Here is a 12,825-nt window from a genome sequence, read left to right as displayed (position 1 = left end):
ACAGGCTCTAGAATCAAACATTTAGAGCCCTTTTGAACGCTTTAGATGATTCCATCTAAAGCTAAAGGGCTCTAGGCGAGGCCGGTGATGTCGCCGTTCATTGGCTAAGGCAGGACAGGACGAAGGGAACGACCGTCCCGACCACCAGCAGCAGGATATGGCGCATGCGGTGCAACGGTTGGCGCAGGGTCATCCAGACGCCGGTGATCGTCGAGATGATCAGGCCGACCGACGCCAGGGCGAAGAACGCCTTCAGCAAGGTCGTCGGAAGCCGCTGAGCCTTGGCTTCCGGACGCGATGCGGCCGGGGCGGGCCCCGGCGAGGGCTTCGCGGAGGGCTGCGACTGGGGACGACGCCCTTCGCGATAGAGCTGCTTCTTGTGCAGCACCCCCAGCTTGGCCACGACCGCCGGCGGCGCGTAGCCAGGATGGGCTTCGTGCAACTCGTAGATCTGCAACACGCCCGTCATGGCGAAGAGCAGGACGGTGGGCGCGATGATCATCCCGATGTAGGCGTGCCACTTGCGTAGAAGCATCTGCAGTGCGGCCGGATGCCGAGACAACCTTCTTGCCGTGCCGGTTGGCGTGGTCATTCGCCTTGTCCTTTGCCGTCGCTGTGGGGGACAGCCTTGGCCGTCAGCGGCAGCGGCGCATTGCTGCATGTCAAAGAGTCGAGTCGGACGACCTCCGGCCGCCCCACGCCCGCTTCAGCCCCAGATAGACCACCCCGGCCGCCACGAAGCTGGGCAGGGTGGCGCCGAGGTCCGGAGCCAGGCGGCTCAAGCCCTGATAGGCGGCGACGCCGATCGCCCAGGCCAGCAGGCCGGGCAGGTTCAGGCCGCTCCGGGCCACGGCGGCGGCGCGGCGGCGCAGGACGAAGTGGTCGGTCAGCAGCACGCCGAACAGCGGGGCGAAGACCGAGCCGATCAGCAGCAGGAAGCCCTCGTACTGGGTGATCGGCGCGAACAGGGCGATGGTCGTGCACAGCGCGCCGAAGGCCAGGGCCAGGTTGGCCGGCTTGGCGGGGACCAGGGTCGCGGTCGAGACGGCGGCCGAGTGGATGTCGGCGAAGGTGTTGTCGGTCTCGTCGATGACGATCAGCAGCAGGGCGACACCGCCGCCGCTGGCCGCCAGGGCCGTCAGCAGCAGGTTGTCGCCGCCGCCCGACACCAGGGCATAGGCCGCGCCCAGGGCCATGAACCAGATGTTGGCCAGCACGTAGCCGGTCGCCGAACCCTTGAACATGCCGCCGCTGGTGCGGCCAAAGCGGGTGTAGTCGGCGATCAGCGGCAGCCACGACAGCGGCATGGCCACCACCAGGTCGACGCCGGCCCCGAAGCTCATCTCGCCGGTGCCGGCCTTGGCCAACAGGGCCGCAAGGTCGTGCTCGGCCAGCAGCCGCCAGCTCAGCCAGCCGGCGCCGGCCAGTAGCAGCCACAGGCCCCAGGCGCGCAGGAAGCGGCGCACGAACGACACCGGTCCCTGGATGGCCAGGAAGGTCGCCAGGATCCCGAACGCCAGGGTCCAGATCATCGGGTTGGAAAAGCCGAAGGTCTGCCTGGTCAGGGCGTCGGCGGAATCGCGCATGGCGATGATCTCGAACGCGCCCCAGCCGGTCAGCTGGATGGCGTTGAGCGCGGCCGGGACCGCCGCGCCGCGCGCGCCCAGCGCCAGCCGCAGCGTGCCGACGGCGGAGAGGCCGGTATCGCTCCCGACCACGCCGGCGGCGGCCAGCAGCAGGGCGCCCAGCACCGAGCCGGTGACGATCGCCGCCAGCGCCATGCCCAGGCTGAGGCCGGGGACCAGGAACGCGCCGGCCTGCAGCACCAGCAGGCCGATGCCCAGGCTGAACCACAGCGAAAACGCGTCCTGGGCGCGGAAGACCCGGCGCGCTTCCGGAACGGGGGTCAGGGGATCGTAGGTGTCGTGGAGTTCAGCCATGGGCCCGGTCTAGAGCATTTCCCGATCCAATTGGATCGGTGAAAAGCTCTAGCGTATTGTTTTAACGCATTTTCTGACGACGAACCGGTATCCACTTCGTCGGAAAATACTCTAGCAGGTCGTCTTCGCGGCGCGATACCGAAGTCGCCGATGTGTCGAGTTCACGACCGCAACCTCGCGCCGCGAACGGACGTTAGGCTCTCACATCCACACAATCGGAAGACGCTCATGGCCACCCCGGCGAAAACCAAGGCCAAGACGGCCCCGCGCGCAGGCGCTAAGCCCCCGATTTCGACGAAGGTCCCCCAACCCGCGGGCCCTTCGACCGAGGGCGAGACGCTCATCGCTCCCGGCGGCGAAACGCATCAGCAGGCCGACGGCCCGGCCACCCAGCTGACCACCAACCAAGGCGTGCCGATCGCCGACAACCAGAACTCGCTGAAGGCCGGCGCGCGTGGTCCGGTGCTGCTGCAGGACTTCATCCTGCGCGAAAAGATCATGCACTTCGACCACGAGCGCATCCCCGAGCGCGTGGTCCATGCCCGCGGCTCGGCCGCGCACGGCTTCTTCGAGTGCCTGGAGTCCTGCGCCGACGTCACCTGCGCCGACTTCCTGCAGCGCCCTGGCGAGCGCACCCCGGTGTTCACCCGCTTCTCGACGGTGGCCGGCAACAAGGGCTCGGCCGACCTGCCGCGCGACGTGCGCGGCTTCGCGGTGAAGTTCTATACGCAAGCGGGCAATTTCGATCTCGTCGGCAACAACATCCCGGTGTTCTTCATCCAGGACGCCATCAAGTTTCCCGACCTGATCCACGCGGCCAAGCAGGATCCCGATCGCGAGTTCCCGCAGGCCCAGACGGCGCACGACACCTTCTGGGACTTCATCTCGCTGACGCCCGAGAGCATGCACATGATCATGTGGGTGATGAGCGACCGGGCGATCCCGCGCTCGTTGCGAATGATGGAAGGCTTCGGCGTCCACACCTTCCGGCTGATCAACGCGGCGGGTGACAGCACCTTCGTCAAGTTCCACTGGCGGCCCAAGCTGGGGGCGCAGTCCGTGGTCTGGGACGAGGCCCTGAAGATCAACGGCGCCGATCCCGACTTCCACCGCCGCGACCTTTGGGAAGCCATCGAGGGGGGCGACTTCCCCGAGTGGGAGTTCTGCCTGCAGACCTTCACCCAGGAGCAGGCCGACGGCTTCGACTTCGACGTGCTGGACGCCACCAAGCTGATCCCGGAGGAGGTCATCCCCCTGCGGGTGGTCGGCCGCATGGTTCTGGACCGCAACCCCGACAACTTCTTCGCCGAGACCGAACAGGTGGCCTATTGCGCCGCCCACGTGGTGCCGGGGATCGACTTCACCAACGACCCGCTGCTGCAGGGCCGGCTGTTCTCGTACCAGGACACCCAGCTCAAGCGCCTGGGCGGGCCCAACTTCCACCAGATCCCGATCAACCAGCCCAAGTGCCCGTTTCACAACCTGCAGCGCGACGGTCACATGCAGATGGGCGTTCCCAAGGGCCAGGTGAACTACGAGCCCTCCAGCCTGGGCGCCGACGTGGCGCGCGAGTCGCTGGAAAGCGGCTTCCACACCTTCCCCAATCCGGAGGCCGGCGAGCAGTTGCGCCTGCGGCCGGAGACCTTCGCCGACCACTACACCCAGGCCCGGCTGTTCTTCGCCAGCCAGACCAAGCCCGAGCAGGACCACATCGTCGCGGCCCTGGTCTTCGAGCTCAGCAAGTGCGTGACGCCCCGTGTTCGCGAGGCCGTGCTGTCGCGGCTGATCCACATCGATGAATTCCTGGCCCAGTCGGTGGCCGAAGGCCTGGGCTTCCCGGGCAAGATCGTCCCGGCCCCCGCGCCGATTTCGGCCAAGGACATGGAGCCTTCGCCCATGCTCAGCCTGCTGGCCAAGGCCGCGCCGACCCTGGAGGGCCGCAAGATCGGCGCCCTGGTCAGCGACGGCTGCGACGACAAGCTGGTCGCCAAACTGAAGGCCGCGGTCGAGGCGGCGGGCGCGAGGCTGCAGATCATCGGCCCGACCATCTATGGCGTGACCACGGCGAGCGGCGCGCTGCTGCCGGTCGACCACAAGATCGACGGCGGTCCGTCGGTGCTGTTCGACGCGGTGGCCATCCTGCCGTCGGATGACGGCGGCGAGCAGCTGGCGATCGAGGCGGCGGCGGTCAACTTCCTGCGGGACGCCTATGGCCACCTGAAGGTCATCGCCTACCTGCCCTCGGCCGCGCCGCTGTTCGCGGCGGGCGGCATCGTCGACGTGGGGCCCGATGACGACGCGGGCTTGATCGCGTTGCCGGACGCCAGCCTCGACGACTTCATCGCCGCGGCCTCGGCCGGCCGCATCTGGGCGCGCGAGCCCCTGGTGCGTCCGCCGCCCAAGCCGCTGATCGCGGCGGCCTGAAGCCACGCCTCGGCGCCCTGCCATCCATGATCGACTGTCTCATCATCGGCGGCGGGCCCGCCGGCCTGACCGCCGCGATCTACGCCGCGCGCTTCCACCTGTCCGTGCAGGTGGTCGACGCCGGCGACAGCCGCGCCGGGAAGATCCCGCTCACCCGCAACCACGCCGGCTTTCCCGACGGAATCTCCGGCGTGGCGTTGCTGGAGCGGATGCGCGAACAGGCGGTCCTCTACGGAACGGAGCTGATCGCCGGGCGCGTCACCGACCTGGGGCGCGGCGAGGATGGTTTCCGCGCCACGCTGCCCGATCGCGAGATTGCGGCTCGAACCGTCCTCCTCGCCACGGGGGTGACCAATCGGCGGCCGCTGATGGACGAGGCTCTCCACGCCGAGGCGCTGCGGCAGGGACGCCTGCGTTATTGTCCAGTCTGCGACGGCTATGAGGTCACCGACCAGGCCGTGGCGGTCGTCGGCCGCGGTCCGCGCGCCGCGCGCGAGGCCGAGTTCCTGCGCGGCTACACCGCCGATGTCAGCCTGATCGGCCTGACCGGCGAGGATGGTCTGGACGAGACCGCCCGGGCTCGTCTCGACGTCATCGGGGTCAAACGTTTCGCCGGCCCGGCGCGTGATTTCCACCTGGAGAACGACGGTCTGGTCGTGACCTGCACGGCGGGCCGTCTGCGCTTCGACGCTGTCTATCCGTCTCTGGGTTCCGACGTCCATTCGGACCTCGCCCGGGCCCTGGGCGCGGCCGTCACCGAGGACGGCTGCATCAAGGTCGACGCCCATCAGCGCACCAGCATCCCCGGCCTCTACGCCGCCGGCGACGTGGTGCTGGGGCTGGATCAGATCAGCCACGCCATGGGCGAGGCCGGGGTCGCCGCGACCACTCTGCGCAACGATCTGGCCGCGCTGGCGCCGCTGCTGCGCTAACGCGTCTCAGGACGCCCGGATCTTGACCACCTTGGACGGTCCGACCTGACGCAGGTCCTCGACCAGGTCGAACAGGTGGGCGCGCACGGCGGCTTCGTCGCCGTCCTCGGCCAGGGCGTCCAGGGCCATCAGGCGCTCGGGCTCGATGATCGGCGCGTCGGCCAGGCGCAGGGCTTCCATGATGCCGGGGGCCTTGGGGCGGGCGATCTCGTTCGCGTCGACCAGGGTCTCGGTCAGTTTCTCGCCGGGACGCAGGCCGGTGATCAGGATCTCGATGTCCTTGCCGGGGGTCAGGCCCTGCAGCTCGATCATCCGGCGGGCCAGGTCGATGATCTTGACCGGCTCGCCCATCTCCAGGGTCAGGACGCCGGCCTCGGGTTCGGAGGCGATGCGCGACAGGGCCACGGCGCGCAGCACCAGCTGCACGGCCTCGGGGATGGTCATGAAGTAGCGCTCGACCGCGGCGTCGGTCAGGGTGATCGGGCCGCCCCGCGCGATCTGGCTCTGGAAGATCGGCACGACGGAGCCGGCCGAGCCCAGCACGTTGCCGAAGCGGACGATGCTGACGCGCATGTCGCCGCCGCCGCCATACTGGCGCGCCACGGCCTCGGCCACGCGCTTGGCCGCGCCCATCACGCTGGTCGGGGCCACGGCCTTGTCGGTGGAGATCAGGGCCAGGTGCGCGGCGCCGCAGGCCTTGGCGGCGATGGCGACATTGCGCGTGCCCAGCACATTGGTGCGCACGCCCTCGCAAGGATGGTTCTCGACCAGGGTCACATGCTTCAGCGCCGCGGCGTGGAAGATGATGTCGGGGTGCTGCTCGGCGAAGACGCGGTGGACCCGGGCGGCGTCGCGCACGTCGCAGAGGATCTCGCGGCGCGGCATGCCGGGCCAAGTCTGGGCCATTTCGCGGTCGATATGGAACAGGTTGTATTCCGAGGCGTCGACCATGGTCAGGTGGGCGCAGCCGCTGGCGGCGATCTGGCGGCACAGTTCCGAGCCGATGCTGCCGCCGGCCCCGGTGACCAGGACGCGGCGACCCGCGACCAGGGCGCGGACGGGCTCGGGGTCGAGGCGGACGGGCGGACGGCTGAGCAGTTCCTCGATGCTGATCTCGCGCAGGGAGGCGACGGCGGCCGCGTCGGCGCCCATCTCGACCACGCCGTGGCGGCGCAGCAGGCGCACGCCCTCGGTCTTCAGGCGACCCAGGCGCTCGGCGCCGAAGGTGCTCATGGCGCTGTCGGTCAGGAACAGGATGGCCGAGGGCGACAGGCCGCTGTCGCGAAGGCGGGCCAGCACGCTGTCGAAGTCGGCGATCGAGCCCAGCACGCAGACGCCGCGCAGTTCGTCGCCCATCTCGCGGTCATGCGGCGAGACCACGCCGATCGGGGCGTAGCGTTCGCCGAGGCCCGCCGGGGCGCGCAGGAAGGCCTCGGCCTCGTTGGCCGAGCCGATGATCAGCAGGCGCGGCAGGGCCGGTTGCATCGAGGCGGGGCCCAGACGCAGGACCGAATCGAACAGCTGGCGCTCGTGCAGGCTGCGGCGGATGACGCGCAGGGCCGACAGGAAGGTGGCCTGGATCAGGGCCGCGCCGGCGACCATGCGCAGGCCGCCGTCGATTCCCGGGTGAACCAGGCGGGTGATGACCAGGAAGGTCGCCGCCGTCAGCACGGCCGAGCGGAACAGGCGCAGGTGGTCGCTGGCCGACACGAAGCGCCAGGGCGCGCGCTCGACGCGGAACAGCAGCTCGACGATCAGAGCGCCCAGTCCGTAGTAGCCCGCCTGTACCAGGGTGTCGGGCGTGAAGGGCATGTCGATGACGAGGTATCGCCCGAACAGCAGGGCCAATGAGGCCAGCAGAACGTGGGCCGCGATCTTGCCAACATGCCCCATGAATAGAACCTCTCGGCCTGAAGGTCGGGTCGCGCCCGTGAAACTCGTCCGGGCTTAGCACGCGAAATTGTCGCCGTCGCGGTTTCAGCCGCGCCGCAGAAGCAGAACGTCGACGATGTCATTCGCCGAGGCGGCGGAGACTCCCGCCCGTCGTCGCAGGAGAGCATCGGCCCGCGCGAAGACGCTGACCAGCGAGGAATCCTGATCGGGGAATACGTGGGCGATCGTTCGCCCCTCGGGATCGACGGACAGGGCCGCGCGCATCCAGTGCTCGCGGGGACCTGTGGCGGGCAGGGCGGCGGCCAGGCGGGCCGGGAGTAGACGGACCTCGGCGTCGCCGCCGGCCAGGGCCGCCAGCAGCGGGCGCAGAAAAAGCTCCGCGCAGACCAGGGCCGAGGCCGGATTGCCAGGCAGGCCCAGCACGCGGCGGCCATCCGAAAGGCGGCCGGACCAGGTTGGCTTGCCGGGACGGACGGCGATCGTCTCGACGGCGAGTTCCAGCCCCAGGGTCTTCAGGGCCGGCTTGACCAGGTCGTGGTCGCCGACCGAGGCGCCGCCGATGGTGACGATCAGGTCGGCTTCCACCGGCCCCTCGCGGGAGGCGCGGGAAGAGACGGCGGCGGCGATGGCGGTTGCGTCGTCGGCCGCGGCGGTCAGGCGGAAGGCCTCGCCGCCCCAGGCCTGGACGAGGGCGACCAGGCTGAACGAGCCGCTTTCGAAGATCTGGTCCGGGCGCGGGCTGGCGCCGGGCGGGACCAGCTCGTCGCCGGTGGCCAGGATCGCCACGCGCGGGCGGCGGGCGACGGCGACCTCGCCGAGACCGGCCGAGGCGATCAGGCTGAGCCGCCACGGATCGATGACGACGCCGGGCTCGAGCAGGACGTCGCCGGCCTGGAAGTCGCCGCCGGCCGGGCGGGTGTTGGACTTGGGGGTCTTGCCCGCTTCGAAGCGGACCGTATCGCCGTCGCGGATGGCCTCTTCCTGGATGACGACGAGGTCGGCGCCGGCCGGAACCGGCGCGCCGGTGAAGATGCGCACCGCTTGATTGGTCCGGACTTCATGCGGATAGGCCTTGCCCGCGGCGCTCTCGCCGGCGATCGCGAAGGCCTTGCCGGGCGCGTAGTCCGCCCGCCGGATCGCCCAGCCGTCCATGGCCGAGGCGTCGAACGGCGGCTGCGGGCGGGGGGCGGTGATGGTCTGGGCCAGGACACGGCCGAGGCTGGCTTCCAGCGAGACGGTCTCGACGCCGAGCCGTCCGGCGCCGTCCAGAATCCGGGCGCGGGCGTCTTCGACGGTGAGGTTCTTGAGGTTGGTCACGCGCCGTTCCGTCCAGGATGCCGTCCCCGCCCTTCGACAGGCTCAGGATGAGGACTAATTTGATGTCGACGCACTAGATAACCTCATCCTGAGCTTGTCGAAGGACGAGGTTATCGGGCCCGCATCACCCCACGAACGCCCGCTCGATCACGAAGTCGCCCGGATCGGCGTTGGACCCTTCCTTCAGGCCATGGGCTTCGAGCAGGGCGGCGGTGTCCTTGATCATCGCCATCGAGCCGCACAGCATGGCGCGGTCGTTCTCGGGGTCGAACTTCGTCTGGTCCAGGCCGAGGTCCTTGAACAGCTTGCCGCTCTCGATCAGGTCGGTGAAGCGGCCCTGACGCTCGAACGGCTCGCGGGTCACGGTCGGGTAGTAGGTCAGCTGGGCCCGGGCCTCGTCGCCGACTAGCGGATCGTCGAAGATGTCGTGGGTGAACAGGTCGCGATAGGCCAGCTCCTTCACCTCGCGCACGCCGTGGGCGACGATCACGCGCTCGAAGCGGCTGTAGGCGTCAGGGTCGCGGGCCACCGCCAGCCAGGGCGCCAGGCCCGTGCCGGTGCCGAACAGGAACAGGCGCTTGCCCGGGCGGACGGCGTCCAGAACCAGCGTGCCGGTCGGCTTCTTGCCCAGCAGGATGTCATCGCCCGGCTGGATCAGCTGCAGGCGCGAGGTCAGCGGACCGTCCGGAACCTTGATCGAGAAGAACTCCAGCTCCTCGGCGAAGTGCGGCGAGGCCACCGAGTAGGCGCGCAGGATCGGCTTCTTCTCGCCCAGCTCTTCGCGCGGCGGCAGGCCGATCATCACGAACTCGCCCGAGCGGAAGCGGAAGGACGCCGGACGGGTGATGCCGAAGCTGAACAGGCGGTCGGTCCAGTGCTTGACCCACAGCACCTTCTCGACGTGGAAAGGGGCTTCTTTAACCGGCGTTGCGGCGGTCGCGGTGGCCGTCATCTGAGCTCTGAAATCCTTGAGAGAAAAGGGCGCCGCCACGGCCCTGAGGCGACGCCTGTCTCATTTGTGCAAGCCCGTCTTGATGTCAACGCCGGTTGTCTAAAGTCGTCCCCGGAAAAACTTCGCCGCCGGTTCGCGCCTGCGCGCCAGTGTCCGCGATGTGTCGGCGAGTCGGAAGATCAGGCTGAGTATTCGCGCCGTAAGAAAAAGCGGCGTCTCGGTTCGCCAGCAAATATTCAGATAAGAAGAAATGTCGTGCCTGTTCGGCATAGGATTGCACCGCCATGGATCAGTTTCGCAAACGCGTGCGTATGTCGTCCGATTAGGGACAATCTTTTTCTCGAACCGTCAAAACGCCGGACCGGTTTTTCGAAAACGTCAAAAATGTGATTGCCGGTATTCCAAACGAGGCGCAGACTTCCTTTTGCTTCGTTCGCGGAGCCAACGATACGGAGGAACGTATGCGGGTTTGGTTCGTAGGGGCCGCCGCGGCGGCCGGTCTGTTAGCGTTTGGTTTGGCTGCCTGCAGTGACGGCGGCGCGAAGACGAAAGTCGCGCAAGCTAATCAGGTTGTCGTGGAATCCACGTCGGTCACGGCGTCGGGCTGCGTGCGGCCCGTCGAGAAGACCAACTGTCTCGTCGTGAAAGGGCGTGGCGGCGGCTACTATGACATCAGCAGCGCCAGTCCGGCGCCGGACATGTCGAAGGGCGTCGCGGTCTCGCTGCGCGGCAGGGATTCGGGCAAGAACACCCAGTGCGGCCGCGAGCTGACGGACGTTAAGTGGTCGTATCTGGGCATCCAGTGCGGCGCGACCTTGCCGGCCAGCGACTCGACCGCGGCCGACAAGGGCGAAAAGACCAAGCTGGCCAAGGCCGGCTAGGTCAGACCGAAGAGCGTCCTAACCCTCGCCGGAGCCCGGATCCGTCCGGGTCTTCGGCGAACGGGTGCTGTCGGCCGCGCCTTGAGGCTCGGTGGCCGGTCGCGGCGGCTCGCCTTCGCGGGGCGAGGGCTTCTGGTTCTCGTTCTCGACTTCCCGATTCGACGGGCGGTCGGAGGATGAGGCCGGCTGGGGCGGATTGGTGATCGTGGGCATGGCGTAAGAACGCACCGCCCCAGGCTTCGATCCTCGCCTTCGATCCTCGCCAAGAGCCCGTGGGCCGGGAAGAAAACCACGATCGAGCCCGCGAAGCCGCTCAAACCTCCGCGCGCCGCTTGCCCGCCGTTCGCGACCCTGCTAAATGGCGCGGCTCTGGCGACAGGACGTGGCGCGCCGAGGCTTCCAAGCCTTCCGGCGCGCTGTCTGTCTCCGGATGTCCGTCGGCCCGAAAGGGTGGTCGGTCCGCAGGAGTGTAGCTCAGCTGGTAGAGCGTCGGTCTCCAAAACCGAAAGTCGTGGGTTCGAGTCCCCCCACTCCTGCCACTATATATGTTTGACGGGTCGCTTTCGGGCCCGGCTATGGCCGCCGGGCCGCTTGTAGGTCCGGGTCCAACTTAGGAAGTCGTGAGCCTCTAGAGCATGGCCAGGAAACCGGGATCCAGCCCGTCAGCGATCAAGAACCGCGCCGCCAAGACGGCTGCGGCGATGGCGCCCGCCGGGGCCGCCGCGGCCGTCGCCGCGCCCGCCCCGCCGAAGAAGCGCACCACGCCGGTGCAGTTCTTCCGTGAGGTGCGCGCCGAGGCCCGCAAGATCACCTGGACCAGCCGCAAGGAAACCTGGATCACCTCCGTGATGGTCTTCATCATGGTGGTCCTGGCGTCGTTGTTCTTCCTGGCCGTCGACGGCGGCCTGGGCTTCGCCATCAATCAGCTCCTGAAGCTGGCGACCTCGGGATAAGATAGAGACGATGAGCACCGAAACCGCGTCCAACCCGAACCACAAGTGGTACATCGTCCACGCCTACTCGAATTTCGAGAAGAAGGTGGCCGAGAGCATCCGCGAGCAGGCCAAGAACCAGGGCCTGGAGGAGAACTTCTCCGAGATCCTGGTTCCGACCGAAGAGGTCGTCGAGATCCGCCGCGGCCGTAAGGTCAACGCCGAGCGCAAGTTCTTCCCGGGCTATGTCCTGGTCAAGATGAACCTCTCGGACGAAGCCTACCACCTGATCAAGAACACCCCGAAGGTCACGGGCTTCCTGGGCAGCGGCTCCAAGCCGATGCCGGTCTCCGAAAAGGAAGTCCAGCGCATCGTCGGCGCCATCGAGGAAGGCGTCGAGAAGCCCAAGACCGTCGTCCTGTACGAAGTCGGCGAGAACGTCCGCGTCATCGACGGCCCGTTCGCCAGCTTCAACGGCTCGGTCGAGCAGGTCGACGAGGAAAAGGCCCGCCTGCGGGTCACCGTCTCGATCTTCGGCCGCGCCACCCCGGTCGAGCTGGAATACGCCCAGGTCGAAAAGATCTCCTAAAGTCACGATCCACTTCGGATCCGAAGAGCCCCGCGTCGCGAGACGCGGGGTTTTTCATGCCTGTCGGGGCGAGTTATCCACAGGGTGGCGCGCTCTGAGGGATCGCCCGCTCAACCTGTCATCCCGGCCGCAGTGAAGCGGAGAGCCGGGACCAGGGGCAACCGCGATGCGCCGGCCCCTGGGTCCCGGACAACGCCTGCGGCGTTTCCGGGATGACAAAGGATGGGTGGCCTTGAATTTCCCGCGGAAGCCCAACGCTTGAATTCAGTTGGGACCCTGGCGCGAGCACGGGGATTGAGCGGCCTGCTTCCCCGGCCAGAAATGAGCGTTTCCGTTACGGGCCAGGGGCTTGGACGAAAACGCACGTTTCCTGTCATCCGCGTTCGCGACGGCCGCATGCTAGGCTCATGAGCCAGACCCGAGATCTCAGCGCCCAAGATCCCAGCGCCTGGTGCGCCGCCTTGCAGGCCAAGCTGATGGCCGCCCTCGACGCGGCCTGGGCGTTGATCGACGACAGCGCCGACCCCGCCGTGGTCGCCCTCGCCCGCGCCAAGGCCCGCGCCTGCGGCCAACTGGCCGCCGACGCCCGCAGGATCGCCGCCATGGTCCCCTCGAAGGTCAAGGCGCGGCGCGAACCCGTCATCCCCGACACGTTGCTCGAACGCCTCGAGGCGGCGGCGATCCGCGTCCTCGTTCCGGAGATCGCGGAGCCCGACCCCAAGCCCCCCGCCGCCCAGGCCGTCGCCATGCGCGCGGCGCTGAGAAAGCTGGGGCGAAAGGAGAGGTAGGAGGTTGTGGCGCCAATAGGCAGAGCCTGCGGAACCCGAGCAAGCGGGCGCTGTGAATATCAATCTGGCGCCGAAAGCGGACGTCGCGAAGGACTGACAAGGGTGGAGGCTGTGTGAAAACGTCGATTTAGGCTATGATTCTCGGAGGTTAATCTCCGGGGGCTTAGATGAAGCGCT

General features: G+C 68.1%; 12 protein-coding genes, 1 tRNA gene and 1 pseudogene. 8 read left to right on the top strand and 6 right to left on the bottom strand.

The genetic code is table 11. From position 1 onward, the window contains the following. Positions 1–97: 97 nt before the first annotated feature. Entirely contained in the window at positions 98–592 is a 495-nt protein-coding gene (locus AC1RJ9_RS27825) for a hypothetical protein (protein ID WP_492841880.1), read from the bottom strand. A 70-nt stretch (positions 593–662) separates the two neighbouring features. Next, positions 663–1,940, bottom strand: a complete 1,278-nt coding sequence (gene cytX / locus AC1RJ9_RS27820) for a putative hydroxymethylpyrimidine transporter CytX (protein WP_492841878.1) — start codon at positions 1,938–1,940, stop codon at positions 663–665. A 228-nt stretch (positions 1,941–2,168) separates the two neighbouring features. Between cytX and AC1RJ9_RS27815 the strand changes: the two genes are divergently transcribed. Both AC1RJ9_RS27815 and AC1RJ9_RS27810 read left to right on the top strand, forming a co-directional pair. Further along, the gene (locus tag AC1RJ9_RS27815) at positions 2,169–4,364 is read left to right on the top strand and encodes a catalase (RefSeq protein WP_492841876.1); all 2,196 of its coding nucleotides are present in this window, start codon (positions 2,169–2,171) and stop codon (positions 4,362–4,364) included. 26 nt (positions 4,365–4,390) lie between these two features. Next, positions 4,391–5,296: an NAD(P)/FAD-dependent oxidoreductase gene (locus tag AC1RJ9_RS27810; RefSeq protein ID WP_492841874.1), complete on the top strand. Its 906-nt coding sequence runs from the start codon at positions 4,391–4,393 to the stop codon at positions 5,294–5,296. Between the two features lie 6 nt (positions 5,297–5,302). Here the strand turns inward: AC1RJ9_RS27810 and AC1RJ9_RS27805 are convergent, their stop codons facing one another. From AC1RJ9_RS27805 to AC1RJ9_RS27795, 3 genes are all read right to left on the bottom strand, one after another. After that, positions 5,303–7,189, bottom strand: a complete 1,887-nt coding sequence (locus AC1RJ9_RS27805) for a polysaccharide biosynthesis protein (RefSeq protein ID WP_492841872.1) — start codon at positions 7,187–7,189, stop codon at positions 5,303–5,305. A gap of 84 nt (positions 7,190–7,273) precedes the next feature. Next, positions 7,274–8,506 carry a molybdopterin molybdotransferase MoeA gene (locus tag AC1RJ9_RS27800; protein WP_492841870.1) on the bottom strand — a complete coding sequence of 411 codons (1,233 nt, stop codon included), beginning with the start codon at positions 8,504–8,506 and terminating at the stop codon, positions 7,274–7,276. Positions 8,507–8,630: 124 nt separating this feature from the next. After that, on the bottom strand, positions 8,631–9,458 hold the full coding sequence (locus AC1RJ9_RS27795; RefSeq protein ID WP_492841868.1) for a ferredoxin--NADP reductase: 828 nt from the start codon (positions 9,456–9,458) through the stop codon (positions 8,631–8,633). A 461-nt stretch (positions 9,459–9,919) separates the two neighbouring features. Here AC1RJ9_RS27795 and AC1RJ9_RS27790 point away from each other — a divergent pair, with 461 nt between their 5' ends. Next, a complete protein-coding gene (locus AC1RJ9_RS27790; RefSeq protein ID WP_395445672.1) occupies positions 9,920–10,339 on the top strand; it encodes a hypothetical protein in 420 nt (139 codons plus the stop codon). An 18-nt stretch (positions 10,340–10,357) separates the two neighbouring features. Here the strand turns inward: AC1RJ9_RS27790 and AC1RJ9_RS27785 are convergent, their stop codons facing one another. Next, positions 10,358–10,567 (bottom strand): hypothetical protein, encoded by a 210-nt coding sequence (locus AC1RJ9_RS27785; RefSeq protein WP_492841864.1) that lies wholly within the window; start codon positions 10,565–10,567, stop codon positions 10,358–10,360. 235 nt (positions 10,568–10,802) lie between these two features. Here AC1RJ9_RS27785 and AC1RJ9_RS27780 point away from each other — a divergent pair. The 5 genes and pseudogenes from AC1RJ9_RS27780 (at position 10,803) to AC1RJ9_RS27760 (ending at position 12,648) form a co-directional block, all read left to right on the top strand. Beyond that, positions 10,803–10,878, top strand: a tRNA-Trp gene (locus tag AC1RJ9_RS27780). A 96-nt stretch (positions 10,879–10,974) separates the two neighbouring features. Then, positions 10,975–11,292, top strand: a complete 318-nt coding sequence (secE, locus tag AC1RJ9_RS27775; RefSeq protein WP_492841862.1) for a preprotein translocase subunit SecE — start codon at positions 10,975–10,977, stop codon at positions 11,290–11,292. 10 nt (positions 11,293–11,302) lie between these two features. Then, entirely contained in the window at positions 11,303–11,860 is a 558-nt protein-coding gene (gene nusG / locus AC1RJ9_RS27770; RefSeq protein WP_099581184.1) for a transcription termination/antitermination protein NusG, read from the top strand. A gap of 101 nt (positions 11,861–11,961) precedes the next feature. Beyond that, positions 11,962–12,122 (top strand): annotated as a pseudogene (locus tag AC1RJ9_RS27765) (hypothetical protein). A gap of 145 nt (positions 12,123–12,267) precedes the next feature. Continuing rightward, entirely contained in the window at positions 12,268–12,648 is a 381-nt protein-coding gene (locus tag AC1RJ9_RS27760) for a hypothetical protein (protein WP_492841860.1), read from the top strand. Positions 12,649–12,825: the final 177 nt, after the last annotated feature.

Source organism: Caulobacter sp. GW822-FHT07D08, assembly GCF_058798735.1.
The sequence above is the reverse complement of the archived record's forward strand: the minus strand, read 5'-3'. Positions and strand labels throughout refer to the sequence as shown.